The organism is Stenotrophomonas sp. YJH_SMC_16 (assembly GCF_059367875.1).
Window position 1 is genome coordinate 476,845 of the sequence record NZ_JCAFRH010000001.1, and the last position, 26,565, is coordinate 503,409.

25 protein-coding genes are annotated in these 26,565 nt (G+C 65.6%); 9 read left to right on the top strand and 16 right to left on the bottom strand.

Annotated features, from left to right (window positions below; translation table 11 throughout):
- Positions 1-31 precede the first annotated feature (31 nt).
- Both AC5P6E_RS02080 and glmS read right to left on the bottom strand, forming a co-directional pair.
- Positions 32-463, bottom strand: a complete 432-nt coding sequence (locus AC5P6E_RS02080; protein WP_005411115.1) for a CBS domain-containing protein — start codon at positions 461-463, stop codon at positions 32-34.
- A 437-nt stretch (positions 464-900) separates the two neighbouring features.
- Positions 901-2,739: a glutamine--fructose-6-phosphate transaminase (isomerizing) gene (glmS, locus tag AC5P6E_RS02085; RefSeq protein WP_010481343.1), complete on the bottom strand. Its 1,839-nt coding sequence runs from the start codon at positions 2,737-2,739 to the stop codon at positions 901-903.
- Between the two features lie 203 nt (positions 2,740-2,942).
- Here glmS and AC5P6E_RS02090 point away from each other — a divergent pair, with 203 nt between their 5' ends.
- From AC5P6E_RS02090 to AC5P6E_RS02120, 7 genes are all read left to right on the top strand, one after another.
- On the top strand, positions 2,943-4,220 hold the full coding sequence (locus AC5P6E_RS02090; RefSeq protein WP_329834996.1) for an efflux RND transporter periplasmic adaptor subunit: 1,278 nt from the start codon (positions 2,943-2,945) through the stop codon (positions 4,218-4,220).
- A gap of 35 nt (positions 4,221-4,255) precedes the next feature.
- Complete coding sequence (locus AC5P6E_RS02095) at positions 4,256-4,981, top strand: ABC transporter ATP-binding protein (protein WP_014038558.1); 726 nt, start codon at positions 4,256-4,258, stop codon at positions 4,979-4,981.
- A 10-nt stretch (positions 4,982-4,991) separates the two neighbouring features.
- Positions 4,992-6,290 carry an ABC transporter permease gene (locus tag AC5P6E_RS02100; RefSeq protein ID WP_010481337.1) on the top strand — a complete coding sequence of 433 codons (1,299 nt, stop codon included), beginning with the start codon at positions 4,992-4,994 and terminating at the stop codon, positions 6,288-6,290.
- Between the two features lie 20 nt (positions 6,291-6,310).
- A complete protein-coding gene (locus AC5P6E_RS02105) occupies positions 6,311-7,528 on the top strand; it encodes an ABC transporter permease (RefSeq protein ID WP_483697264.1) in 1,218 nt (405 codons plus the stop codon).
- 1 nt (position 7,529) lies between these two features.
- A complete protein-coding gene (locus AC5P6E_RS02110) occupies positions 7,530-7,922 on the top strand; it encodes a PDZ domain-containing protein (protein ID WP_057503095.1) in 393 nt (130 codons plus the stop codon).
- Between the two features lie 123 nt (positions 7,923-8,045).
- Positions 8,046-9,392 (top strand): sigma-54-dependent transcriptional regulator, encoded by a 1,347-nt coding sequence (locus AC5P6E_RS02115; protein ID WP_010481334.1) that lies wholly within the window; start codon positions 8,046-8,048, stop codon positions 9,390-9,392.
- On the top strand, positions 9,389-10,741 hold the full coding sequence (locus AC5P6E_RS02120) for a sensor histidine kinase (protein WP_329835001.1): 1,353 nt from the start codon (positions 9,389-9,391) through the stop codon (positions 10,739-10,741). Before AC5P6E_RS02115 ends, AC5P6E_RS02120 begins: the two co-directional genes overlap by 4 nt.
- 47 nt (positions 10,742-10,788) lie before the next feature.
- Here the strand turns inward: AC5P6E_RS02120 and AC5P6E_RS02125 are convergent, their stop codons facing one another.
- Positions 10,789-11,322: a GNAT family N-acetyltransferase gene (locus tag AC5P6E_RS02125; protein ID WP_329835003.1), complete on the bottom strand. Its 534-nt coding sequence runs from the start codon at positions 11,320-11,322 to the stop codon at positions 10,789-10,791.
- A complete protein-coding gene (gene glmU / locus AC5P6E_RS02130; protein ID WP_329835005.1) occupies positions 11,291-12,658 on the bottom strand; it encodes a bifunctional UDP-N-acetylglucosamine diphosphorylase/glucosamine-1-phosphate N-acetyltransferase GlmU in 1,368 nt (455 codons plus the stop codon). The genes AC5P6E_RS02125 and glmU overlap by 32 nt, the downstream gene beginning before the upstream one ends.
- A gap of 83 nt (positions 12,659-12,741) precedes the next feature.
- On the opposite strand from glmU, the gene AC5P6E_RS02135 reads away from it, so the two are divergent.
- Entirely contained in the window at positions 12,742-13,128 is a 387-nt protein-coding gene (locus tag AC5P6E_RS02135; protein WP_019338860.1) for a GtrA family protein, read from the top strand.
- A gap of 158 nt (positions 13,129-13,286) precedes the next feature.
- On the opposite strand, the gene AC5P6E_RS02140 is transcribed toward AC5P6E_RS02135, so the two are convergent.
- From AC5P6E_RS02140 to AC5P6E_RS02180, 9 genes are all read right to left on the bottom strand, one after another.
- Positions 13,287-13,709 (bottom strand): F0F1 ATP synthase subunit epsilon, encoded by a 423-nt coding sequence (locus tag AC5P6E_RS02140; RefSeq protein WP_005419509.1) that lies wholly within the window; start codon positions 13,707-13,709, stop codon positions 13,287-13,289.
- Positions 13,710-13,822: 113 nt separating this feature from the next.
- Positions 13,823-15,229: a F0F1 ATP synthase subunit beta gene (gene atpD, locus AC5P6E_RS02145; protein ID WP_010481327.1), complete on the bottom strand. Its 1,407-nt coding sequence runs from the start codon at positions 15,227-15,229 to the stop codon at positions 13,823-13,825.
- A 38-nt stretch (positions 15,230-15,267) separates the two neighbouring features.
- A complete protein-coding gene (gene atpG / locus AC5P6E_RS02150) occupies positions 15,268-16,131 on the bottom strand; it encodes a F0F1 ATP synthase subunit gamma (protein WP_010481324.1) in 864 nt (287 codons plus the stop codon).
- An 83-nt stretch (positions 16,132-16,214) separates the two neighbouring features.
- Positions 16,215-17,762 (bottom strand): F0F1 ATP synthase subunit alpha, encoded by a 1,548-nt coding sequence (atpA, locus tag AC5P6E_RS02155; protein WP_005411130.1) that lies wholly within the window; start codon positions 17,760-17,762, stop codon positions 16,215-16,217.
- 44 nt (positions 17,763-17,806) lie between these two features.
- On the bottom strand, positions 17,807-18,334 hold the full coding sequence (locus tag AC5P6E_RS02160; protein ID WP_010481321.1) for a F0F1 ATP synthase subunit delta: 528 nt from the start codon (positions 18,332-18,334) through the stop codon (positions 17,807-17,809).
- 2 nt (positions 18,335-18,336) lie between these two features.
- On the bottom strand, positions 18,337-18,807 hold the full coding sequence (locus AC5P6E_RS02165) for a F0F1 ATP synthase subunit B (RefSeq protein ID WP_005419512.1): 471 nt from the start codon (positions 18,805-18,807) through the stop codon (positions 18,337-18,339).
- Positions 18,808-18,913: 106 nt separating this feature from the next.
- Positions 18,914-19,219, bottom strand: coding sequence for a F0F1 ATP synthase subunit C (atpE, locus tag AC5P6E_RS02170; RefSeq protein ID WP_005411133.1), 306 nt, complete (start codon positions 19,217-19,219; stop codon positions 18,914-18,916).
- A 73-nt stretch (positions 19,220-19,292) separates the two neighbouring features.
- The gene (gene atpB, locus AC5P6E_RS02175) at positions 19,293-20,093 is read right to left on the bottom strand and encodes a F0F1 ATP synthase subunit A (protein ID WP_019338861.1); all 801 of its coding nucleotides are present in this window, start codon (positions 20,091-20,093) and stop codon (positions 19,293-19,295) included.
- Positions 20,094-20,124: 31 nt separating this feature from the next.
- Positions 20,125-20,490 carry a hypothetical protein gene (locus tag AC5P6E_RS02180; RefSeq protein WP_006394654.1) on the bottom strand — a complete coding sequence of 122 codons (366 nt, stop codon included), beginning with the start codon at positions 20,488-20,490 and terminating at the stop codon, positions 20,125-20,127.
- A 459-nt stretch (positions 20,491-20,949) separates the two neighbouring features.
- Between AC5P6E_RS02180 and AC5P6E_RS02185 the strand changes: the two genes are divergently transcribed.
- Positions 20,950-21,768: a hypothetical protein gene (locus AC5P6E_RS02185; protein WP_010481314.1), complete on the top strand. Its 819-nt coding sequence runs from the start codon at positions 20,950-20,952 to the stop codon at positions 21,766-21,768.
- Between the two features lie 443 nt (positions 21,769-22,211).
- Here AC5P6E_RS02185 and lpdA read toward each other — a convergent pair whose 3' ends face one another.
- The 3 genes from lpdA to AC5P6E_RS02200 form a co-directional block, all read right to left on the bottom strand.
- Positions 22,212-24,020, bottom strand: a complete 1,809-nt coding sequence (lpdA, locus tag AC5P6E_RS02190) for a dihydrolipoyl dehydrogenase (RefSeq protein WP_495230647.1) — start codon at positions 24,018-24,020, stop codon at positions 22,212-22,214.
- Between the two features lie 107 nt (positions 24,021-24,127).
- Complete coding sequence (gene aceF / locus AC5P6E_RS02195) at positions 24,128-25,840, bottom strand: dihydrolipoyllysine-residue acetyltransferase (protein WP_126560089.1); 1,713 nt, start codon at positions 25,838-25,840, stop codon at positions 24,128-24,130.
- Between the two features lie 167 nt (positions 25,841-26,007).
- On the bottom strand, positions 26,008-26,523 hold the full coding sequence (locus tag AC5P6E_RS02200; RefSeq protein WP_029379745.1) for a DNA-deoxyinosine glycosylase: 516 nt from the start codon (positions 26,521-26,523) through the stop codon (positions 26,008-26,010).
- Between the last annotated feature and the right edge of the window lie 42 nt (positions 26,524-26,565).

The following is a 26,565-nucleotide window of genomic DNA, read 5'->3' on the forward strand; positions in this document are numbered from 1 at the left end:
CCCGGCTTCTCTGCGCCCAAGGATCCAGCCCTCAGTGCGCCGCCATGTAGATGTCCTGCAGCACGGCCTTTTCCAGTTCCAGCTCGCCCAGCAGGTTCTTCACGATGTCGCCCAGGCTGAGGATGCCGACCAGTCGGGTGCCTTCAGTGACCATCAGATGACGGCGCCGCGAGTACGTCATCAACGACATGGCCTGCTTCAGGGTGGCCTCCGGCGCAATGCCTTCCAAACCGGTGGACGGCAGGCTGGAGATCACCCGGCGGCCGGCCTGCGGGCCGTCGTCGGCCAGGGTACGCACGATGTCCTTTTCGGAAATGATGCCGACCGGGGCATCGTCCTTCATCACCACCAGCGCAGCGATCCTGTTCGCGCTCATCTTGTGGGCGGCGGCACCGATGGTGTCTTCGGCGTCGATGGTGATGACAGCTTCTTTCTTGGATTGCAGGAGTTCGCGGACGTTCATTCTTGTTTCCTGGTGCAGGTCACTAAGTCAAAAAGTGTGCTCTTCCGATACGCCCCCTCCCCGGGAACAGACCTTTCAGCGCACGTCTGGCGCACCCGGCTGCCGCTTGGAATGGATCGGCAGACGACGTGCTGCAACGCGAACGAGGTGGGCTCAACCCGGACCTCGGTCGAATCGATTCTACGACTGCGACCATCGGTCACTACCGGCATCGATAGGACAGTTCGTCGTGGGAACCAACTGACGATCCAGAGAATGGCACCGCGGCTGAAACCGCCGCTGAATACTGGCGGTGCCACGCGTTAAAGATTGAGTGCGCCCTGCCGAAGGCGGACAAAGCGCGCGGCAGCTGTCCCACTTTCCACGGCTACCGACGCAAACGAAAGGGGCCACGCAGGCCCCTTTCGCATACAGCATCCAACAGCGCCGGGAGTGCTTTACTCCACCGTCACGCTCTTGGCGAGGTTGCGCGGCTTGTCCACGTCGGTGCCACGTGCCAGCGCGGTGTGGTACGCCAGCAGCTGCACCGGAATGGTGTGCACGATCGGGCTGAGCACGCCGGCATGACGCGGCGTACGGATCACGTGCACGCCTTCGGACGCGTTGAAGTTGCTGTCCTGGTCGGCGAACACGAACAGCTCGCCGCCACGCGCACGCACCTCCTGCATGTTCGATTTCACCTTCTCCAGCAGGCTGTCGTTGGGCGCGATCACCACCACCGGCATGTCCTCGTCCACCAGCGCCAGCGGGCCATGCTTCAGTTCACCGGCCGGGTAGGCCTCGGCGTGGATATAGGAGATTTCCTTGAGCTTGAGCGCGCCTTCCAGCGCGATCGGGTAATGCAGGCCGCGGCCCAGGAACAATGCGCTGCTCTTGCGCGCGAAACGCTCGGCCCAGGCAGCGATCTGCGGCTCCATGTTCAGCGCGTGCTGCACGCTGCCCGGCAGGAAGCGCAGCTGCTCCAGGTAGTCCGCTTCCTGCGCGGCGTCGATGCGGCCATGCAGCTTGCCCAGCACCACGGTCAGCTGGAACAGCGCGGCCAGCTGGGTGGTGAAGGCCTTGGTCGAGGCCACGCCGATCTCGGCGCCGGCGCGGGTGTAGCAGACCAGTTCGCTGGCGCGCGGAATCGCACTTTCCGGCACGTTGCAGATCGACAGCGTGTGCTTATGGCCCAGCGACTTGGCGTACTTCAGCGCTTCCATCGTATCCAGCGTTTCGCCGGACTGCGAGATGGTCACGATCAGATGCTTGGGGTTCGCATAGGCCGCGCGATAGCGGTACTCGCTGGCGATTTCCACGCTGCAGGGCAGGCCGGCGATGGCCTCGATCCAGTAGCGCGCGGTCAGGCCGGAGTAATAGCTGGTACCGCAGGCGATGATCTGCACGCCTTCAATGCCCGACAGCACGGCTTCGGCGTTCTTGCCGAACAGCTCGGCCGGGAAACCACCGGCGTCGATCGCCGCTTCGATGGTGTCGCCCAGCGCGCGCGGCTGCTCGTGGATTTCCTTCTGCATGAAGTGGCGGTACGGGCCCAGCTCCAGCGAAGCCAGCGACACATCGGACAGATGCACGTCGCGCTCGATGGGCTGGTCATGCTCATCGAAGATGCGCACGCCGTCACGGCGGATTTCGGCGGTGTCGCCTTCCTCCAGGAAGATCACCTTGCGCGTGGCCGAGATCACCGCCGAGACGTCGGAGGCGACGAAGTTCTCACCCTCGCCCAGGCCGACCAGCAGCGGGCAGCCCATGCGCGCACAGACGAAGCGCTCCGGCTCGGCACGGCTGACCACGGCCAGCGCGTAGGCGCCGGTCAGTTCCTTCACCGTGTGCTGCAGCGCCACCAGCAGGTCGTCGCCGTCCTTCAGGTGGTGGTGGATCAGGTGCGCGATGACTTCGGTGTCGGTCTGCGACTCGAAGGTGTAGCCCAGCGCGCGCAGTTTCTCGCGCTGCTCTTCGTGGTTCTCGATGATGCCGTTGTGCACCAGCGCCACGCCGTGGCTGATGTGCGGATGCGCGTTGGCCTCGGTGACACCGCCATGGGTGGCCCAGCGGGTGTGGCCGATGCCCAGCACCGCGTTGAAGCCCTCGGCCTCGGCCGCAGTGGCCATTTCCGACACACGACCGGTACGACGCACACGACGCACATCGCGGCGCTCACCCTGGTCGATCACCGCGATGCCCGAGGAATCGTAGCCACGGTACTCAAGGCGCTTCAGACCCTCGATCAGCACCGGCACTACGTCACGATCAGCGATCGCACCCACGATTCCACACATGTCACGCATTTCCTTGAAGACGATCGGCGCATTCTAGCCTGCGGGCCCGCGCTCCCCCTCCTGTCCGCTTAATGAAAGTGTCCGGAAAGGTGTCCGCGGACACCCGGACACTTCAGCACGCCGCCCAACCCATTGACCTGAAAGGAAATAAACTTGGCACGCTACGTGCTTGGTACTGGCTACCACCGTCAGGCACGCACCCGATGATCCGCGACACTTCCGCACAGGACCAGATCGTTTCCTCCGCCCCGGCCGGCACCACCCGCGCCAACTGGCAGCGCTACCGCTGGCCGGCACTGGGCGCCATCGTGCTGCTCGCCGGCATCGGCTGGGCCGTGCACGCCTGGTCCAACGCCAGCCGCTCCTTCGACAGCAGCCGCGTGCGCATCGCCGAAGTGAAGCGCGGCGACCTGGTCCGCGACATCGCCGCCGACGGCCGCGTGATCGCCGCCAACAGCCCGATCCTGTACGCCATCTCGGCCGGTACCGTGGACCTGAAGGTGGTCGCCGGCGATGTGGTGAAGAAGGGCCAGGAGCTGGCCATCATCGACAGCCCGGAACTGCGCAGCAAGCTGGCCCAGGAACAGGCCACCCTGGCCGGCCTGGAAGCCGAGGCCAGCCGCGCCGCGCTGGACGCCACCCTGGCCCGCGCCAAGTCGCGCAAGGAAACCGACCAGGCCACCATCGAGCGGCAGGCCGCCGACCGCGACCTGCAGCGCTACCAGCGCGGTTACGACGGCGGTGCAGTACCGCAGATCGATCTGGCCAAAGCCAAGGACTCGCTGAAGAAGGCCGACATCACCCTGGCCAACGCCAACACCGACGCACGCCTGCAGAGCCAGGGCGCCGACCTGGATGCCCGCAACAAGCGCCTGCTGGCCGACCGCCAGAAGGCCGTGGTGGCCGAGGTGCAGCGCCAGGTCGATGCGCTGACTCTGCGTGCACCGTTCGATGGCCAGGTCGGCCAGGTGCAGGCCGTCCAGTCCACCAACCTGGCCGCCAATGCGCCGGTGCTGGGCGTGGTCGATCTGTCCAAGTTCGAGGTCGAGATCAAGGTGCCGGAAAGCTTCGCCCGCGACCTGGCGATCGGCATGCCGGCACAGCTGACCGGCGGCAATGGCCAGCCGTTCCCGGGTGAGATCAGCGCGGTGTCGCCGGAAGTGGTCAATGGCGAGGTCAATGCCCGCGTGCGCTTCGCCAGCGCGCAGCCGGAAGGCCTGCGCCAGAGCCAGCGGATGTCGGTGCGCGTGCTGCTCGATACCCGCAAGAACGTGCTGAAGGTCGAGCGCGGTCCGTTCGTCGAACAGGGCAACGGCGTGGCCTACGTGATGGATGGCCGCACCGCCGTGCGCCGTCCGGTCGAACTGGGCGTCAGCAGCCTGGGTGAAGTGGAAATCAAGTCGGGTGTGCAACCGGGCGACCGCATCGTGGTCTCCGGCAGCGACCTGTTCAAGGACGCCGAACGCGTCTCCGTCAACTGATACCTGAATCCTGAATCCTGGAGAGAGGACACCCCATGTACATGCTCGAAATGCGCTCGGTCGCCAAGGTCTTCCGCACCGAACAGGTGGAAACCCACGCGTTGCGCTCACTGGAACTGCAGGTCAAGGAAGGCGAGTTCGTCGCGGTCACCGGCCCGTCAGGCTCCGGCAAGACCACCTTCCTCAACATCGCCGGCCTGCTGGAAACCTTCACCAGTGGCACCTACATGCTGGACGGCCAGGACGTGAGCACGCTGGGCGATGATGCGCGCAGCCGCCTGCGCAACCAGAAGATCGGCTTCATCTTCCAGGGCTTCAACCTGATCCCCGACCTGAACCTGTTCGACAACGTCGACGTGCCGCTGCGCTATCGCAAGATGAGCGCCAACGAGCGCCGCGAACGCATCGAGAAGGCGCTGACCCAGGTCGGCCTCGGCTCGCGCATGAAGCACTACCCGAACGAGCTGTCCGGCGGCCAGCAGCAGCGCGCGGCGATCGCACGTGCCCTGGCAGGCAGCCCGCGCCTGCTGCTGGCCGACGAACCGACCGGCAACCTGGACACGCAGATGGCCCGCGGCGTGATGGAGCTGCTGGAGGAGATCAACGCTGCCGGCACCACCATCGTGATGGTCACCCACGATCCGGAACTGGCCGCGCGCGCCCAGCGCAACGTGCACATCGTTGATGGCCAGGTCACCGACCTGGTGCGCGAGCCGGTGCTGGCCACGCCGCCGCGCCACATCGTCGCCGTCAACGAGTGAGGGCCCTACCATGTTCGCCTACTACGCCCGACTGGCGGTGCGCAGCTTCCGCCGCAACAAGGTCCTGACCGCGCTGATGGTGGTTGCCATCGCGCTCGGCATCGGCGCCTCGATGACTACCCTGACCGTGTTCCACGTGCTGTCCGGTGACCCGATTCCCGGCAAGAGCGACCGCCTGTTCTACGTCCAGCTCGACGCCGCGACCGGCGCCTACGTCGCCGGCGAGGAACCGGAAACCCAGCTGACCCGCTTCGACGGTGAAGCCCTGCTGCGCGAAGCCAAGGGCGAGCGCCAGGCGCTGATGAGCGGCGGCGGCGGCACCATCGAACCGGACAACAGCACCCTCAAGCCCTTCAGCATCGACACCCGCTGGACCTCGGCCGACTTCTTCCCGATGTTCGAGGTGCCCATGCAGTACGGCCGCCCCTGGACGCGCGAGGACGATGAAGGCCGTGCGCGCGTGGTGGTCATCTCCAAGGCGCTCAATGACAAGCTGTACCAGGGCGCCAACAGCGTGGGCCGCGACCTGCGCATGGAAGGCCAGAGCTACCGCATCGTCGGCGTGATGAAGGAATGGAGCCCGGAGCCGCACTTCTACGACCTGACCACTGGCAGCTACGGCAAGAACGAAGACCTGCTGCTGCCGATCTCCACCTCCTTCGACCTGAAGCTGGGCAACAACGGCAACATGAACTGCTTCGGCGAGAATCCGGACGGCAACAGCTACTCGCTCAACGCACCGTGCGCGTGGCTGCAGTACTGGGTGGAGATGGACCCGGCCAAGGCCGACGACTACCGCCGCTACCTGGAGAACTATTCGACCCAGCAGCGCGAGGCCGGCCGCTTCAAACACCCGCCGAACGTGCGCCTGCGCACCGTGATGGAGTGGCTGGACTTCAATGGCGCAGTGCCCAGCGACGTGCGCCTGCAGCTGTGGCTGGCACTGGGCTTCCTCGGTGTCTGCCTGGTCAACACGGTGGGCCTGCTGCTGGCCAAGTTCCTGCGTCGCAGCGGCGAGATCGGCGTGCGCCGCGCGCTCGGCGCCAGCCGCGGACAGATCTTCCTGCAATGCCTGGTGGAAGCAGGTGCGGTCGGCGTGGTCGGTGGCGTGCTGGGTATCGGCCTGGCCCTGCTCGGCCTGTTCGCGGTGCGCCAGCAACCGGTGGAATACGCCAAGCTGGCCCACCTGGACGGCAACATGCTGCTGCTCGCACTGGGCCTGACCCTGCTCGCCAGCCTTGCTGCCGGTTTCCTGCCCGCCTGGCGCGCCATGCAGGTCACCCCGGCCATCCAGCTCAAGTCGCAGTAAGCACCCGAACGAGGACTCCCATGGACATCCGCCCCATCCTCAGCACGCTGCGCCGGCACAAGACTGCCGCTGCCCTGATCGTGCTGGAAGTCGCACTGACCTGCGCCATCGTCTGCAACGCGCTGTTCCTGGTCAGCCAGCGCGTGGAGAAGATCAGCATGCCCAGCGGCATCGCCGAGAGCGAACTGGTGATGCTGCGCGTCAGTGGCATCGGCAAGCAGACCGACGCCATGGCCCGCACCCGCGAGGACCTGGCATCGCTGCGCGCGATTCCCGGCGTCAGCAACGTCACCATCATCAACCAGGTTCCCTTCCGCAACGGCTCCTCCAGCAGCAGCATCTCGCGCGAGGTCGACCAGGAACGGCCGACCACCAACGCCTCGATGTACACCCTGTCCGAGAACGGGCTGGCCACGATGGGCATCAACCTGATCGCAGGCCGCGATTTCCTGCCCGACGAATACCAGAACTTCGAAGACGCCAGCAAGGGCGGTGCCAAGGAAAAGGCGATTCCGGTGATCTTCACCCAGGCCACCGCCGCCAAGATGGAACCCAACGACAGTGCGCTGGGCAAGACCTACTACATGGGCAAGCAGCCGCTGCATGTGGTCGGCATCGTCGACACGCTCAGCACGCCCAATGGCTGGAATGACAACTGGACCAACTCGATGCTGCTGCCCATGCGGCGCACCTTCGATGAAGGTGGCACCTATGTGCTGCGCACTTCGCCAGAGCGCCGCCAGGAGGTCCTCGATGCCGGTGCCGCCGCGCTGGAACGCAACGATCCCAACCGGCTGATGCGCGACAAGCTGACCTATGAAGACCAGCGCAAGGACTTCTTCAAGAACGACCGCGCGATGGTCGGCCTGCTGATCACCGTCAGCATCTCGCTGCTGGTGGTCACTGCGCTGGGCATCATCGGCCTGGCCAGCTTCTGGGTGCAGCAGCGCAGCAAGCAGATCGGCATCCGCCGTGCGCTGGGCGCGACCCGCGGGCAGATCCTGCGCTACTTCCAGACCGAGAACTTCCTGCTGGCCTCGCTGGGCATCGTGCTGGGCATGCTGGCGGCCTACGCGATCAACCTGGCGCTGATGAACCTGTACGAGCTGCCGCGCATGCCGCTGTACTACCTGCCGCTGGGTGCGCTGCTGCTGTGGGTGCTGGGCCAGATCGCGGTGTTCGGTCCGGCACGGCGTGCGGCGGCGGTACCGCCTGCGGTCGCCACCCGGGGCGCCTGAGATGCGTGCCTGCGCGATATGCCTGATGCTGCTCCTGCCGCTGCCGGCGCTGGCCGGCGGTGGCAACGCGCAGACACTGGAATGGCGCCAGGATGCCGCGCGGCTGTCACTGCGCTCGACCGAGGGCCAGGTGCGCGTGGAGGCTGCCAGCCCGGAAGCACGCTTCGGCGTGCGCAGCGGTGATCGCATCCTCCGCGTGGACGACACGGCGGTGCGCCGGGTCGAACATCTGGCCGAGGCACTGCGCCATTCCCACGCCGCCACCGCCTATCTGTTGCTGCGCCGCGACAGACGCGAACTGACGGTGGCGGTCGACGCCGCAGCCTGGCGCCAGGCACTGGAAGTGCCGCCGCCACCTGCGCCGCCAGCGCCCCCGGCGCCTCCCCGGCGCTGAGCAGGGGCCGCTCCTGCACAGCCACGGGTTTGGCTATGCTTGATGGGTGGCGCCGGGCTCTCCCGGTGCGTGGACACGAACGGCTCCAACGGCGCCGCCCATCCCTTTCTGCAGAACCGTTTGATGCCTGCGATCCTGATCATCGACGACAACGCCAGCGTGGGTACCGCGCTGGACGTACTGTTCTCCCTGCACGACATCGACACCCTGCAGGCGCAGACGCCCGCCGACGGGCTGGCGCTGCTCGAATCTCAGCCGGTCGACCTGGTCATCCAGGACATGAACTTCAGCGAGGACACCACCTCCGGCGAGGAAGGCGAGGCCCTGTTCGCGCAGATCCGCGCGCGCCATCCGGACCTGCCGGTGATCCTGCTCACGGCGTGGACCCATCTGAGCAGCGCCGTGGACCTGGTCAAGGCCGGCGCCGCCGACTACCTGGCCAAGCCCTGGGACGACCGCAAGCTGATGACCACGGTCAACAACCTGCTGGAACTGTCCGAGGCGCGCCGCGAACTGGACCGGCGCCGCAGCCGTGAACTGCACCAGCGCAACGCACTGGAAGAGAAGTACGACCTGTGCGGCGCGGTCTTCGCCGACCCCGCCAGCGAGCGCGTGATCGCGCTGGCCTGCCAGGTCGCACGCTCGGAACTGCCGGTATTGATCACCGGCGCGAACGGTGCCGGCAAGGAAAAGATCGCGCAGATCATCCAGGCCAATTCCCTGGTGGCCAAGGGGCCGTTCGTGGCGGTCAACTGCGGCGCGCTGCCCTCGGAACTGATCGAAGCCGAACTGTTCGGTGCCGAAGCCGGTGCGTATACCGGCGCCAACAAGGCCCGCGAAGGCAAGTTCGAGGCAGCCGATGGCGGCACCCTGTTCCTGGATGAGATCGGCAACCTGTCACTGGGCGGGCAGATGAAGCTGCTGCGCGTGCTGGAAACCGGCCGCTTCGAGCGCCTGGGCTCCAACCGCGAGCGCCAGGTCAAGGTCCGCGTGGTCAGCGCGACCAATGCCGACCTGCCGGCGATGATCCGCGACGGTACCTTCCGCGAAGACCTCTATTACCGCCTCAACACGGTGGAACTGGTGCTGCCGCCGCTGGCCGAACGACCGGGCGACATCGTGCCGCTGGCCGAGCGCTTCCTGACCGCTGGCAAGCCGTTGTCCACTGCGGCCACCGCGGCGTTGCAGCGGCACCCCTGGCCGGGCAACGTGCGCGAGCTGCGCAACGTGATCCAGCGCGCCGAGCTGCTGGCCACCGGCAACCGCATCGAAGTGGCCGATCTCAACCTGCCGCGCGCAGCCGCCACACCGCGCCCGGCCCCCAGTGCGGGCAATGATCCCGACCGTGCACGCATCGAGGATGTGCTGGCGCGCAACCATGGCGTCATCGCCCAGGCCGCCGCCGAACTCGGCCTGAGCCGCCAGGCGCTGTACCGGCGCATGGACCGCCACGGTATTCCCCGCGAATGAAACGGCGCTCGTTCACTTTCCGCCTGTTCCTGCGCCTGCTGCCGGTATTGGCACTGGCGGCGGCACTGCCGTGGCTGCTGGCCTACTGGATGGACCATGGCTGGGTGGTGACCACGGTGTCGGCGTTGATCCTGCTGTCGTTGATGTGGTGGACCCTGCGCCGGGCGACCGCCCCGGTGCGATCTCTGATGCGGGCCCTGGCGGGCACCACCAGCAGCTATCGCGACGGCGAGTACAACTTCGGCGTGCACTGGCCGGGGAACGACGAGCTGGGCGACCTGGTGCAGGCCCACCGCGAACTGGGCGATGTACTGCGTGAGCAGCGGCAGGGCCTGGTGCAGCGTGAACTGCTGCTGGACACGATGGTGCAGAACACGCCGGTGGCGATGCTGCTGATCGCCTCGGGCGGTGATGGCGTCGCCCGCGTGGTGTTCTCCAACCTGGCCGCGCGCAAGCTGCTGCACGGCGGCTGGAAGCTGGAAGGCCAGCGCCTGGAAGACGTGCTGGAACAGGTGCCGGTGGAACTGCGCGATGCCATCGCCCGTGGCGGTGACAGCCTGTTCGCGGTGCATGCCGAGGGCGAGGACGGCGACGAGGATGACGAGCAGGTCTACCACCTCTCGCGCCGCGCGTTCCAGCTCAACGGCCGCCCGCACGACCTGTTGCTGGTGCGGCTGCTGACCGCCGAACTGCGCCGCCAGGAAGTGCAGACCTGGAAGAAGGTGATCCGGGTGATCAGCCACGAGCTCAACAACTCGCTGGCGCCGATCGCTTCGCTCGCCCATTCCGGCGGCGTGCTGGTGCAGCGTGAGCGCTTTGACCGGCTGCCCGAGATCTTCACCACCATCGAGGACCGGGCGCGTCACCTGGAAGGCTTCATCCGTGGCTACGCACGCTTTGCCAAGTTGCCGCAGCCGCAACTGCAGACCGTGCACTGGGCCCCCTTCCTGTCCAGCCTGCGCCAGCAGATCCCGTTTACCATGGAGCGCGAGCCGGACGAAGAACTGAGCAGCCGCATCGACATCGCGCAGTTCGGGCAGGCGCTGCTGAACCTGTTGAAGAACGCGCACGAAGCCTGCGCCGAAGCAGAGCCCCCAAACGATGACGTACAGGTGCAGCTGACGCGGCTGCCGCAGTGGCTGCGGCTGGACGTGCTGGATCGTGGCAAGGGCATGAACGAGCAGGTGCTGCAGAACGCACTGATGCCGTTCTATTCGACCAAGCGCAATGGCACCGGGCTGGGGCTGGCCCTGACCCGCGAGATCGTGGAGGCCCACGGTGGTCGGGTGTCGTTGCAGAACCGCGGCGATGGCGGGCTGTGCGTGTCGATTCTGTTGCCGGTGGGCTGAGCGGGCAGATCCACGCCATGCGTGGACGTGCCGACCAAGGTCGGCACCTACCAGGCCTGCCGCATCGCCACCCGCAGGTGCATCGGGAACCCAAGCGCGGCTTCTTCGGCCATCACCGCACGCAGGCCATCGTTCCACTGCGCCTCGGGCACTACCTCGAACCCTTCACTGGCATAGAAGGCCGCATTCCACGGCACGTCGGACAACGTGGTCAGCACCGCTGCCGCGTAGCCGCCAGCCCTGGCCTGTGCCAACGCATGGCGCAACAACACGCGACCATGACCGCGGCGCGCGTGCGCGGGATCCACGTCCATCTGCAGCACATGGAAGTCACCGCACAGCTCACCGGCCAGCAGGTAGCCCGCGATGCCACCGTCAGCCGCATCCAGCACCCACAAATGGCCACGTTGAAGGCCATCCTGCAGAGTCGGCAGGTCCAGGCCATGCCCGGCAAATACCGGGTGGGCCTGGTGCCCCTTCAGCAGTTCACCGGCACGTTGCTCAATTGCCGGCAGCATGCCGAGTTCGTCGGCGTGCGGGATGCGTGGCTCAGGACTTCTTGAGCGGGCGCTTCCAGCCATCGATGGTTTCCTGTCGTGCACGTGCCAGCGTCAGCTTGCCATCCGGGGCGTTGCGGGTGATGACCGAACCGGCAGCGATGGTGGCGCCCTCACCGATCAGCACCGGTGCCACCAATGCGCTGTTGGAACCGATGAAGGCGTTGTCGCCGATGGTGGTGGTCGACTTGTTCACGCCGTCGTAGTTGCAGGTGATGGTGCCGGCACCGATGTTCACCTTGCTGCCGATCACCGCGTCGCCCAGGTAGGTCAGGTGATTGGCCTTGCTGCCAACACCGAGGGTGACCTTCTTGGTCTCGACGAAGTTGCCGACATGCACGCCATCGGCGAGCACTGTACCCGGGCGCAGCCGTGCGAACGGCCCCACCAATGCAGCACCTTCGGTGACCACGCCTTCCAGGTCACAATGCGCGCGCACTTCGGTGCCCGGGCCAAGATTGACGTCCTTCAGCCGGTTGAACGGGCCCACGGTGACGCCGTCGCCGAGCACGATATTGCCTTCCAGAACGACGTCGACATCGATCAGCACGTCGCTGCCCACGGTGACGGTGCCACGGATATCCAGGCGTGCCGGGTCACGCACGCGCGCGCCCTGCGCACACAGGGCCCGAACCGCACGGCGCTGCCAGGCACGCTCCAGCTGCGAAAGCTGCCAGGGATCATTTGCCCCTTCGGCTTCCTGCGCGTCGGCCACCAGCGCCATCTCGGCCGGGGTGTACTCGTGCGCTGCAAAGGCGAACACGTCGGTCAGGTAGTACTCGCCCTGCGCGTTGCTGTTGGACAGCTGCGACAGCCAGCGCCGCAGCGCGGTCGACTCGGCGGCAATGATGCCGGTGTTGATCGTGCGCACACGCAGCTGGTCGTCGGTGGCGTCCTTCTGTTCGACAATCGAGCCGACCTTGCCTTCGGCATCGCGCAGCACGCGGCCGTAACCGGTCGGGTCATCGACATCGGCGACCAGCACCGCCAGTCGACCCGGCTGTGCCAGCAGGTCGCGCAGGGTCTGCGCGCGGATCAGCGGCACGTCGCCGTACAGCACCAGCACCTGCGCGGCGTCGGGCACCTGCGGCATCGCCTGCGCGACGGCGTGCCCGGTACCGAGTTGCTGTGCCTGCTCGGCCCATTGTAGATCGGGCTGGTCGGCAAAGTGCTGGCGCACCGCTTCACCACCATGGCCGTAGACCACGTGGATCGCGGCCGGCCGCAGCTCGCGGGCGGCATCGATCACATGCGCCAGCATCGGCTGCCCAGCGATCGGCTGCAGCACCTTCGGCAGCACCGACTTCATGCGCTTGCCCGCGCCAGCGGCGAGGATGATGACGTGCAGGGCTTGGGTCATGGGAGCAGCAGTCCGTAGTTCGTTGCCGGTGATTCTAGAGCGTGGGCCGTTAACATGGGGATCTGCCCGCCCACACTCCGACCATGAGCCTGCTCCGCCAGGGAAGCGCCTACCTCATCATCGGCGTGCTGCAACTGCTGCTCGACTGGGCGGTGTTCGTGCTGGTCACGGCCGCCGGCCTGCCCGTGGTGCAGGGCAACCTGGCCGGGCGCGTGGCCGGCATGCTGCTGGGGTTCTGGTTGAACGGGCGAATCACCTTCGCCACTGCCGACGGCGAGCAACGGCTGGGCTGGCGACGCTTCGCACGCTTCCTGCCGCTGTGGTTGCTGCTCACCACCGCCAGCACGCTGCTGGTCTCGAGCGCCGACCATGCATTGGGCCTGCAGTGCGCCTGGTTGGCCAAGCCACTGGTGGAGGGCGGCCTGGCCGTGATTTCCTTCCTGCTGCTGCGGCACGTGGTGTACCGCTGATACGACGTCAGGATCGGGATCGGTAGCGTCGACGGTCAATCGACTGCCCTTCCATCAGATCGCGGAAATCCCTCGCTGCGCGCGACAGTCGACTCGACCCGCCGCCCAAACAAAAACGCCGGCACAGGGCCGGCGTTCTCGTGGGTGCAGCGCGAACCTCAGTGCTTGAGGTTCTTGCGCAGGCGCTCCAGCGCCTGCAGCTGGACAACGGCTTCAGCCAGCTTCTGCTGGGCCTCAGCCACTTCCATCGCCTCGCCGCGGTTGGCCAGGATGCGCTCGGCTTCTTCCTTGGCCTTGCGGACCGAGGCTTCGTCGATGTCCTGCGCGCGGATCGCGGTGTCGGCCAGCACGGTCACCACCTGCGGCTGCACTTCCAGGATGCCGCCGGAAATGGCGAAATCCAGCTGCTCGCCGTTCGGCGTGGTCACCACCACCTTGCCCGGCTTCAGGCGGGTGATCAGCGGCGCGTGCTTGGGCGCGATGCCCAGTTCGCCCAGCTCACCGGTGGCCACGACCAGGGTCGCTTCGCCACGGAAGATTTCCTGCTCGGCGCTGACGATGTCGCAACGGATCGTGCTCATGCAAATCTCTTCGCTGTTCGCGGCGGCGCAATGCCACCGTGGGGGTCCACCGGCGCGGGCGGTTGCCCGGCGCCGGCGTCAGGTCGGGCAGGATCGCTCCCGCCCGTCCCGGATCAGGCCTTCTCGGCCATCTTCTTGGCCTTCTCGACCGCTTCTTCGATGCCGCCGACCATGTAGAACGCCTGCTCCGGCAGGTGGTCGTACTCGCCATCAACGATGGCCTTGAAGCCACGGATGGTGTCCTTCAGCGGCACGTACTTGCCCGGCGAACCGGTGAACACTTCGGCCACGTGGAACGGCTGGCTGAAGAAGCGCTCGATCTTACGGGCGCGCGACACGGCCTGCTTGTCCTCTTCGGACAGCTCGTCCATGCCCAGGATCGCGATGATGTCCTTCAGTTCCTTGTACTTCTGCAGGGTCTGCTGGACGCGCTGGGCGGTGTCGTAATGCTCGTGGCCGATGACCAGCGGGTCCATCTGGCGGCTGGTGGAGTCCAGCGGATCGACGGCCGGGTAGATACCCAGCGAGGCGATCGAACGCGACAGGGTGACGGTCGAGTCCAGGTGGGCGAAGGTGGTCGCCGGCGACGGGTCGGTCAGGTCGTCCGCGGGAACGTAGACGGCCTGGATCGAAGTGATCGAACCGTTCTTGGTCGAGGTGATGCGCTCCTGCAGGACGCCCATTTCCTCGGCCAGGGTCGGCTGGTAACCCACGGCCGACGGCATACGGCCCAGCAGTGCCGACACTTCGGTACCAGCCAGGGTGTAGCGGTAGATGTTGTCGACGAACAGCAGGACGTCCTTACCCTTGCCGTTTTCGTCCTTCTCGTCGCGGAAGTACTCGGCCATGGTCAGGCCGGTCAGGGCGACGCGCAGACGGTTGCCCGGCGGCTCGTTCATCTGGCCGTACACCATCGCCACCTTGTCCAGGACGTTGGAGTCCTTCATTTCGTGGTAGAAGTCGTTGCCCTCACGGGTACGCTCACCCACGCCGGCGAACACGGACAGACCGCTGTGCGCCTTGGCGATGTTGTTGATCAGTTCCATCATGTTGACGGTCTTGCCGACGCCGGCGCCGCCGAACAGGCCGACCTTGCCGCCCTTGGCGAACGGGCACATCAGGTCGATGACCTTGATGCCGGTTTCCAGCAGTTCGGTGGCCGGGGACTGGTCTTCGTACGACGGGGCCGCACGGTGGATTTCCCAGCTGTCGCTGGCGGCCACCGGGCCGGCTTCGTCAATCGGACGGCCGAGCACGTCCATGATGCGGCCCAGGGTGCCAGCGCCGACCGGCACGGAGATGCCGCGGTTGGTGTTGGTGGCAACCAGGTTGCGCTTCAGGCCGTCGGTGGAACCGAGGGCGATGGTACGCACCACGCCGTCACCCAGCTGCTGCTGGACTTCGAGGGTGATTTCGGTGTTGTCGACCTTCAGTGCGTCGTACACCTTCGGCACCGACTCACGCGGGAATTCGACGTCGACGACCGCGCCGATGATCTGAACGATCTTGCCCTGACTCATTGCTGCATCCTCTAAATGTGTGCTTTGAACGAACGCGGTCAGACTGCTGCCGCGCCGCCGACGATTTCGGAGATTTCCTGGGTGATCGCTGCCTGGCGCGCCTTGTTGTAGACGAGCTGGAGGGTGCCGATCAGCTTGTTGGCGTTGTCGCTCGCCGCCTTCATCGCAACCATGCGTGCGGCATGCTCGGAGGCGACGTTTTCCAGCAGTGCCTGGTACACCAGCGACTCGATGTAACGCGTCATCACGTGCTCCAGCACGGTCGCGGCATCGGGTTCGTACAGGTAATCCCAGTCGTGGTGAGCGACCTGCTTCTCAGCCGGCGGCAGCGGCAGCAGCTGATCGAAGCTGGCCTTCTGCACCATGGTATTCACGAAGCGGTTGTAGACCAGGTACACGCGGTCGACCTTGCCTTCGGTGAAGGCGTCGAGCATGACCTTGATCACACCGATCAGCGATTCCAGCTTCGGCACATCGCCGATGTGGGTCACGCTGCCGACCATGTTGACCTTCACGCGGCGGAAGAAGGTCGATGCCTTCTGGCCGATGGTCACCAGGTCCACTTCCGCACCCTTGTCCTGCCATGCCTTGGCTTCGCCCAGCATCTTGCGGAACAGGTTGTTGTTCAGGCCGCCGGCCAGGCCGCGATCGGAGGAGATCACGATGAACCCGACCCGCTTGACCTGCTCGCGCTCGACCAGGAACGGATGCTGGTAGTCGGTGCTGGCCTGGGCCAGGTGGCCGATCACCTGCTTCATCGCCTGCGCGTACGGACGCGAGGTCTTCATCCGATCCTGCGCCTTGCGGATCTTGGAGGCCGAGACCATTTCCAGGGCGCGCGTCACCTTGCGGGTGTTCTGCACGCTCTTGATCTTGGTTTTGATTTCGCGTCCGCTTGCCATCTCTTGTTTCCCGTGGCGCGGGGCTGATGCCCCGCGTTGTTCAACCGTTTGAGCGGGGCGAGCCCCGCTCTACGAGCGCTGGATTACCAGCTGCCGGTGGTCTTGAACTCGGCGATGCCCTTCTTGAAGGCACCTTCGATGTCGTTGTCCCAACCGCCGGTGGCGTTGACCTTGCTGACCAGTTCGCCCTGGGTGTTGGCGAAGTGGGCGTGCAGGCCTTCTTCGAACGCCAGCAGCTTGTTGACCGGCACGTCGTCGAGGTAACCCTCGTTGACGGCGTAGATCGACAGCGCCTGGTTGGCGATCGACATCGGCGCGTACTGCTTCTGCTTCATCAGCTCGGTGACGCGCTGGCCACGCTCCAGCTGCTTGCGGGTCGCCTCGTCCAGATCCGAGGCGAACTGCGCGAACGCAGCCAGCTCGCGGTACTGGGCCAGCGAGATACGGATGCCGCCCGACAGCTTCTTGATGATCTTGGTCTGGGCCGAGCCACCGACGCGCGACACCGAGATACCGGCGTTCACGGCCGGGCGGATGCCGGCGTTGAACAGGTCGGTTTCCAGGAAGATCTGGCCGTCGGTGATCGAGATCACGTTGGTCGGAACGAACGCGGACACGTCGCCGGCCTGGGTTTCGATGATCGGCAGCGCGGTCAGCGAACCGGTCTTGCCGGTGACCTTGCCTTCGGTGAACTTCTCGACGTATTCCTCGGACACGCGGGCAGCGCGCTCGAGCAGGCGGGAGTGCAGGTAGAACACGTCACCCGGGTAGGCTTCACGGCCCGGCGGGCGCTTCAGCAGCAGCGAGATCTGGCGGTAGGCAACGGCCTGCTTGGACAGATCGTCGTACACGATCAGCGCGTCTTCGCCGCGGTCCATGAAGTACTCACCCATGGTGCAGCCCGAGTAGGCGCTGATGTACTGCATGGCAGCCGATTCGGAAGCGGTCGCGGCCACCACGATGGTGTGGGCCAGCGCGCCGTTCTCTTCCAGCTTGCGCACGATGTTGGCGATGGTCGAAGCCTTCTGGCCGATCGCAACGTACACGCACTTGATGCCGGTGCCCTTCTGGTTGATCACCGCATCGATCGCCATCGCGGTCTTGCCGGTCTGGCGGTCACCGATGATCAGCTCGCGCTGGCCACGGCCGATCGGGATCATCGAGTCGACCGACTTGTAACCGGTCTGCACCGGCTGGTCGACCGACTTGCGCCAGATCACGCCCGGAGCAACACGCTCCACCGGAGCGGTCAGGTCGGTGCCCAGCGGGCCCTTGCCGTCGATCGGTTCGCCCAGCGCGTTCACGACGCGGCCCAGCAGCTCCGGACCAACCGGCACTTCCAGGATGCGGCCGGTGGTCTTGGCGACGTCGCCTTCGCGCAGGTGCTCGTAGTCACCCAGCACCACGGCGCCGACCGAGTCGCGCTCCAGGTTCAGGGCCAGGGCGAAGGTGTTGTTCGGCAGTTCGATCATTTCGCCCTGCATCACGTCGGCCAGACCGAAGATGCGCACGATGCCGTCGGACACGCTGGTCACGGTGCCTTCGTTGCGCGATTCCGCGGCCAGCTTGACCTTCTCGATGCGGTTCTTGATCAGTTCGCTGATTTCGGAGGGGTTGAGCGTGGTTGCCATCGTCAAGTCCTAGTGCCGGCAGCGGGGCCGGACGTTAAATGAATTCAGTTAGCGAGCGCGGTCTGCAGACGGGCCAGCTTGCCCTTCAGCGAACCATCGATGACCACGTCGCCGGCGTCGATCACGGCGCCGCCGATCAGCGAGGCATCGACCGCGGTGGTCACATCGACCTCGCGGTTGAAGCGCTTGCGCAGCGCGACCTTGATCGCGTCCAGCTCACTGGCCGACAGTTCGGCGGCCGAGGTGACGGTGGCCTTGACCACGTGCTCGGCTTCGGCGCGCAGGGCGTCGAACATGCCGGAGATTTCCGGCAGCAGCGGCAGACGATGCGATTCGGCCAGGATGGCCAGGAAGCGCGAGTAGGTCTCGCCGTGCGACACCGGCGCCAGCAGGGCGACGGCGTCGTCACGACCCAGCTCCGGGTTGGCGAGCAGGGCCGCCACGCGCGGGTCGGCGGCGACGTGGGCGGAGAACGCCAGGGCGTCCGACCACGGCGCGAACGCGCCTTCGTCGCGCGCGGTCGCGAACGCGGCGCGGGCGTACGGGCGGGCAAGCGTGAGGGCCTGGCTCATCCTTAGATCTCCGAGGCCAGCTCGTCGAGCAGCGCCTTGTGGGCGTTGGCGTCGATTTCGCGCTTGAGCAGCTTTTCGGCACCGGTCACGGCCAGCGCGGACACCTGCTTGCGCAGATCTTCACGGGCACGGTTGGCGGCGGCGTCGATTTCAGCCTGGGCCAGTTCCTTCTGACGGGTGGCTTCGGTGATCGCTTCGTTACGGGCAGCATCAACGATCTGGTTGGCACGTGCGTGGGCCTGATCGATGATCTCGTTGGCCTTGGTGCGTGCTTCCTTCAGCGCTTCGTTGACCTTCTCCTGCGCCTGGGCCAGATCTTTCTGGCTGCGGTCGGCAGCAGCGAGGCCTTCAGCAATCTTCTGCTGGCGCTCTTCGATCGCGTTCATCAGCGGCGGCCAGATCTTGGTCGCGATGATCCAGATCAGACCAGCGAAGGCCAGCGCCTGCGCAAGAAGGGTGAAATTGATATTCATGGTTAGCTCGATCGCTGGTTTCGGGGTGGACGCGCCGCCGTAGCGGCGCATCCGGCCTTCATCCGAAACCGGGTGCATCAGCACCCGGTCGTCTCAAACCGCTGTATCAGCCGGCCAGAGCCTTGGTGACGGCGCCAGCGAAGGCAGCCGACAGCGGGTTGGCGAAGGCCAGCAGCAGGCCGACGGCGACCGAGATGATGAACGCGGCGTCGATCAGGCCGGCGGTGATGAACATGCGGACCTGCAGGACCGGGATCAGTTCCGGCTGGCGGGCGGCCGACTCCAGGAACTTACCAGCCATGATGGCCAGACCCAGACCGGCGCCCAGCGCGGCCAGGCCGATCATGATGCCGACGGCAAGGGCGGTGGAGCTCTGAATCTGCGCGAAGTTGGTCAGGACGGCGAAGTACATGGTTATCTCCAGGAACTTAAGTTGCTAAGGGTGATGAAACGGATGAAGGTTGAAACGCGTTGAAGCTTGAAACTCAGTGAGCGTCTTCCGACAGGCTCAGGTACACGATCGACAGCATCATGAAGATGAAGGCCTGCAGCGGGATCACCAGCAGGTGGAACAGCATCCAGCCGAGGCCGAACACACCACCGGCAATGGCACCGAAGAAACCGGCACCACCCAGCACCCAGATCAGCAGGAACACGATTTCGCCGCCGAACATGTTGCCGAACAGTCGCATCGCCAGCGAGATCGGCTTGCTCAGCCACTCGACGATGTTGAGGATCAGGTTGAACGGCATCATCCACTTGCCGAACGGCGCCGTCAGGAATTCCTTGATGAAGCCGCCCAGGCCCTTGGACTTGAGCGCGAAGAACAGCATCAGGAAGAACACGCTGATGGCCATGCCCAGGGTGGCGTTGACGTCAGCGGTCGGGACCGGCTTCCAGTAGTGCACGCCCACCCATTCCAGCGGCTTGGCGATGAAATCGGCCGGGATCATCTTCAGCAGATTCATCAGCAGAATCCAGAAGAAGATGGTGATGGCGATCGGCGTGACCAGCTTGCTCTTGCCGTGGTAGGTGTCCTTGGCCTGGCGGTCGACGAACTCCAGGCAGATTTCCACGAAGGCCTGCCACTTGCCCGGCACGCCGGCGGTGGCCTTGCGGGTGCCCAGCCAGAAGGCGACCACGATCACCAGGCCCATCAGGACCGCGGTGAGGAAGGTATCGACGTGGATATGCCAGAACATACCCTCGCCCTTGCCGACCGGAGCGGTCAGGTTCTGCAAGTGATGCTGGATGTAGCTGGTAGGGGTTAGAGCCTCGCCCGCCATGTGTCCGGAACCTTCAGTTAATTGAATTCTGTCAACGCCTGGCCATGGCCAGGACCTGGAACATCAAGCCGACGGCGATACCGGCCAACAGCGCCAATGCAGGCAGCTTGAAGACCAGGAACCCCACCAGCAGGACGCCGAAAACCACCACCCACTTGGCCACGATCGCAATGATCAGGCGAGCCATCGCCGATCCTGCGGCCAGTGCCCCACCACCCAATGCCATCCGTGCCGCCACCCAGCCACCGGCCGAAATGGCCACACCGGACGCCAGCGCGCCGAGGGCATATTTCGGACCTACCAGCAGGAAGGCCAGGGCCAGGACAGCCACTGCGGCCAGCGGGTAGACCGCGGCGCGCAGCATCAGTCGCCGACCCGCATCAACGGAGTTCAGCACAGGACGTCCCGCGTGGTTGCAAGTGGAGGGCTGAGGCGGCTACAGCAGGGGGGCCTCATCGAGCCGCCAAATTATAGCAATGGGACAATTTGCGAGACAACCGCTGCCTGTTCATCCCGGGAAGCCGCAAGTTGCGGTAACGGTTACATTTTTGCGTGCCACCCGGGGGACAATGACGTCCGTATGATGCTGCGGCGCAATATTGAACTTTGGTCGCATCCGGCGGAACTTTCGCCGAATGCGCCGGTCCGATCTTTCGACCTGCCTGCAGCAACCTCGTCGACGCTCCGCCCCGCAGGTCCCACGATGGCCCCGAAGCCCGGCTCCGGGGCCATCTTTTTGCATCGTCGCGACAGCGCTGAACCGTGCACACGCCGTGGACCATACGTTCACGGATGGTGGACGGGCCTGTCCGGCACAGTGGTCTTCATTCTGATGAACCACTGCAAGGACTCTTCGATGCGCCCTGTACCCACCCTGCTCGCCCTCTCCCTGCTCGCCGCCGGCGCCTCGTTCGCCACTGCCGCCCACGCCGCTGAAGGCGACGACCGCTTCGCCCTGCGCCTGGGTGCGATGAACATCGACTCGGACAATACCCTCCGCGGCAAGACCAACGTGGCCGGCCAGGACATCGGTTTCTCCGAGGACTTCAAGCTGGGTGGCAAGGAGTGGGAACCACGCATCGACGGCATGTTCCGCATCAGCAACCGCCAGCGCCTGCTGTTCAACTACTTCAAGTACGACAAGGACCGCCGCGAGACTCTCGGCCAGGACATTTCCTTCGGTGACGTCAACGTGCCGTCGGGCAGTTTCGTCAAGGGCGAGCTGAAGTACCAGGTCGCCAGCCTGGTCTATGACTACTCGGTGGTGGACACCGACACCTTCGACCTCGGCCTGCAGCTGGGTGCCGAGTACGCCAAGGTGAGCACCAAGGCCTACGCCGATCTGGGCACCGTCTACGAAGGCCAGTTCCTCAACGAGAAGACCGACGGCGTGGCGCCGGTGGTCGGTGCGCGACTGAGTTTCACCCCGTCCGAGAAGTGGATGATCACGCTGCAGGGCCAGTACCTCAACACGCGCTGGGGCAGCTTTGATGACTACAAGGGCGACCTGAGCCGCGCCAACGCCATCGTCGACTACCGCTTCACGAAGAACTTCGGCGTGTTCGCCGGCTACGACTGGTTCAAGCTCGATGCGGACAAGAAGGGCAGCGACGGCACCATCGGCCTGAAGCAGGAATTCAAGGGCCCGGTGGCCGGCGTCAGCTTCGTGTTCTGACACCCGCCCCTTCCACGGCATTCTCTCTCCTGGCGCGGCCTCCGGAACATCGGGGCCGCGCTTTTTTGTTTGCACGGTCAAGCAGAAGCGGGTTGGTCGAGCGCGGGGGGAGAGGGGCTTGCGAGCGAATGTCCCCCGGCGCTGGCCTGCGGCCGTCACCTCCTCCTTTACTTCGCACGCAAGCCCCTCTCCCCCCGCGTGTCAGGCATCCGGGCGGCTTTGGCACTGGCTCTTACTATCCGCAAGCCGAGCCGCTGCGTGGGTGGCAGGCGTTTGGACAAAGTAAAGGAGGAGGCGACCGCCACAGGCGGGCGACGGGGGACATTTGTCCAAATGCCTGCCACCCGCGCTGCGGCCCGAACGCTCGCAACGAGAGTGATCGAGGCTCAACAAAAAAACCCCGGCAAATGCCGGGGCTTTTCATTTGGAACGGCGCAGGCGCCTTACTTCTTCTTCGGCATGTACAGATCGGTGATCGTGCCGTCGTAGATTTCCGAGGCCATTGCCACCGATTCGCTCAGTGTCGGGTGCGCATGGATGGTGTGGCCGATGTCTTCGGCTTCGGCACCCATCTCGATCGCCAGGCCGATCTCGGCCAGCAGGTCACCGGCATGCACGCCAACGATCGCACCACCGATGATGCGGTGGGTCTCTTCGTCGAAGATCAGCTTGGTGAAGCCCTCGGTACGGCCGATGCCGATCGCGCGGCCACTGGCGGCCCACGGGAACTTGGCCACGCCGACCTTCAGGCCCTTGGCCTTGGCTTCGGTCTCGGTCACGCCGACCCAGGCGATTTCCGGGTTGGTGTAGGCCACCGACGGAATCACACGGGCCACCCACTCCTTCTTGTGGCCGGCAGCCACTTCGGCGGCCAGCTTGCCTTCGTGCGTGGCCTTGTGGGCCAGCATCGGGTTGCCGACGATGTCGCCAATGGCAAAGATGTGCGGCACGTTGGTGCGCATCTGGCGGTCAACCGGGATGAAGCCACGCTCGGTGACCTGCACGCCGGCCTTTTCAGCATCGATCTTCCTGCCGTTCGGCGAGCGGCCCACGGCCACCAGCACGCGGTCGAAGGTGCCCTGCGCCAGCGCAGGCGCCTGGCCTTCCTCGGCAGCTTCGAAGGTCACGGTGATGCCCTTGGCATCGGCGGTGACGCCCGAGGCCTTGGTCTTCAGGTGCACTTCGATGCCCTGCTTCTTCAGGCGGTCGGCCAGCGGCTTGACCAGGTCCTTGTCGGCGCCCGGCATCAGCTGGTCCATGAACTCGACCACGGTGACCTTGCTGCCAAGCGCGCCATACACGGTGGCCATTTCCAGGCCGATGATGCCGCCGCCGACGACCAGCAGCGAAGCCGGCACTTCGGCCAGCTCCAGCGCGTCGGTGGAATCCATCACACGCTTGTCGTCCCACGGGAAGTTCGGCAGCTTCACCGCCTGCGAACCGGCGGCGATGATGCACTTCTGGAAGCGCAGCAGCTGGGTGCTGCCGTCAGCAGCAGTGATTTCCAGTTCGTTGGCCGAAACAAACTTGCCGACGCCCTGCACGCTGCGGACCTTGCGCTGCTTGGCCATGCCGGCCAGGCCCTTGGTCAGCTGGTTGACGACCTTTTCCTTGTACTGGCGCAGCTTGTCCAGGGTGATGGTCGGCTTGCCGAACTCGACGCCGAAATCACCGGCATGGGCCACTTCGTCGATCACCGCAGCAGCATGCAGCAGCGCCTTGGACGGAATGCAGCCCACGTTGAGGCAGACGCCGCCGAGGCTGGCGTAGCGCTCGACCAGCACCGTATCCAGGCCGACGTCGGCGGCGCGGAAGGCGGCGGTGTAGCCGCCCGGGCCGGAGCCCAGCACGACCATTTCGCATTCGATGTCGGCCGGCTTGCCGCTGGACAGCGCCGGCTTCGGTGCAGCCGGTTCGGCCGGGGCACGGTGCGACGGGGTCACCGGCGGCTTGCTGGCCGGGGCGGCCGCAGCGGGAGCCGGCGCAGCGGCCTTGGCCGGGGCTTCGGCGGCGCCTTCAGCATCCAGCACGACCACCACGGCGCCTTCGGACAGGGTGTCGCCCAGCTTGACCTTGATTTCCTTGACCACGCCGGAGGCCGAGGACGGCACTTCCAGGGTGGCCTTGTCCGACTCCAGGGTCACCAGACCCTGATCCTTCTTCACCGTGTCGCCAACGGCGACCAACACTTCAATCACCGGCACATCGCTGTAATCGCCGATGTCGGGAACCTTGACTTCAATCGTGGCCATGGTGGGTTTTCCTCGTGCCCGCCCGGCATGGCCGGCGGGCTGTCACTGCATCTGTTCACGCGGCCGCGCCAGGGGCTGCGGCCGCACGGTGGGGGCGAAGCGGTGCCTTACAGCAGCACGCGGCGCATGTCGGCCAGTACCTGCGACAGGTACGTGGTGAAGCGTGCGGCCAGAGCGCCGTCGATGACGCGGTGGTCGTAGCTCAGCGACAGCGGCAGCATCAGCTTCGGTGCGAATTCCTTGCCGTTCCAGACCGGCTGGATGGACGACTTGGACACGCCCAGGATGGCCACTTCCGGTGCATTGACGATCGGGGTGAACGCGGTGCCACCGATGCCACCCAGCGAGCTGATCGAGAAGCAGCCGCCGCTCATGTCGGCCGGGCCCAGCTTGCCGTCGCGCGCCTTCTTGGCCAGTTCGCCGGTTTCCTGAGCGATCTGCACCACGCCCTTCTTGTCCACGTCGCGGATGACCGGCACGACCAGGCCGTTCGGCGTATCGGCGGCAAAGCCGATGTGGAAGTACTTCTTCAGGGTCAGGTTTTCACCGCTGGCATCGAGCGAGGCGTTGAACTCCGGGAACTTCTTCAGCGCCGCGGCGCTGGCCTTGATCAGGAAGGCGAGCATGGTCAGCTTGATGCCGGCCTTCTCGTTTTCCTTGTTCAGCGCCACGCGCAGGCCTTCCAGATCGGTGATGTCAGCCTGCTCGAACTGGGTGACGTGCGGGATCATGGCCCAGTTGCGGGCCAGGTTCGCACCCGAGATCTTCTTGATGCGCGACAGCGGCTGGACTTCGGTCTCGCCGAACTTGCTGAAGTCGACCTTCGGCCACGGCAGCAGGTTCAGGCCACCACCGGCAGCGACAGCAGCACCGCCGGCAGCCGGCACGCCACCGCTGAGTGCGGCCTTGACGAACTTCTGCACGTCACCCTTGGTGATGCGGCCACCCTTCTCGGTGCCGTTGATCTGCAGCAGGTCCACGCCCAGTTCGCGGGCGAACACACGCACCGCCGGGGTGGCATACGGCACCTTGGCCGGCAGCACGCCATCGGCGTTGAACTGCACCGGCGGGCTGGACGGGGTACCGGCCGAGGCGATCTCGCGGGCCGCCAGCCTGTCCGGCTGCGCCGGCACAGCGACCGGCTCGACCTTGGTGGCGGTCTCGGCGGCAGCCGGAGCGGCGGCTGCGGCAGCCTTGGTCGGCGCCGGTGCGCCAGCGCCCTCGGCTTCGATGATGGCGACCACATTGCCCTGCGACAGATTGTCGCCAACCTTGACCTTGATCTCCTTGACCACACCGGCCACCGACGACGGCACTTCCATGGTGGCCTTGTCGCTTTCCAGCGTGACCAGGCCCTGGTCCTTCTTGACCGTGTCGCCGACGGCGACCAGCACTTCGATGACCGGGATGCCGGAGTAATCGCCGATATCCGGCACCAGCGCCTCCACCGCGCCACCGCTGGCGGCCGGGGCAGCCGGGGCAGCAGCGGCCGGAGCCGGCGCGCTCTGGGTAGCGGCAGCCGGGGCAGCGGCCTTGGCCGGTGCCGGAGCAGCAGCGGCCGGCTTGGCGGCTTCGCCTTCGGCCACTTCGATCAGCGCCACGACCTTGCCTTCGGACAGGCTGTCGCCGACCTTGACCTTCAGTTCCTTGACCACGCCAGCCACCGACGACGGCACTTCCATGGTCGCCTTGTCACTTTCCAGCGTCACCAGGCCCTGGTCCTTCTTGACCGTGTCGCCGACGGCGACAAGCACCTCGATTACCGGGATATCGCTGTAGTCACCGATATCGGGGACAAGTGCTTCCTTGATTTCGGCCATGGGGATAACTCCGGCAATCTGGTGTAGGGAAACGTCTATTGTGCGGCCAGCGGGGGCCAGCGCCAACCGTTACAGGTGTTTTCAGTACTCACGCAGCCGGGACACGCTGTTGCTCATGGGTTGCGGCCGCGACCAGTCGGTAGCGTATTGTCCGGACGATGTCCGCTTCATGTCGCCAGTGCGTCGGCTACCGGCTGCCAGGCCTGGCGCAGCCGCGGCAGCGACCAGGCCGCGTTGGCCGGGCTGGTGGACGGCAGTGCCAGCAGCCTTGGCGGAGTCTCCAGGCAGGGCAGCACCCAACGCTGGAATGCCTTCAGCGAAGCGGCACCGTTGCAGCCGATCAGCTCCAGCTCAGGAAGCGAAGCGATCAATGCCGGCAGCGCATTGGGCACTTCCGTGCCACGCACGATGTCGGCATCCAGGCTGCCACGCCGCTCGCACTGGCCGATCACATCCCACAGGCCGATACCTGCCGCCTGTAGTGCCTGCAGTCGCTGCGCATAGGGCAGACCCGCGTCGAAGCCACAGATATCGGCCAGCACAGGCCAGAAGCGATTGCGCGGATGCGCGTAGTAGCGCTGCTCCTGCAATGACGCAACGCCGGGCATCGAACCCAGCAGCAGCACCCGGCACTTCATGTTCACCTGCGCTTGCAGGCCGATGCACACCGTTGCTTCGCTCACATCTTCTCCAACTGCATGAATGTCGCCGAAGGCCGAAAAGCC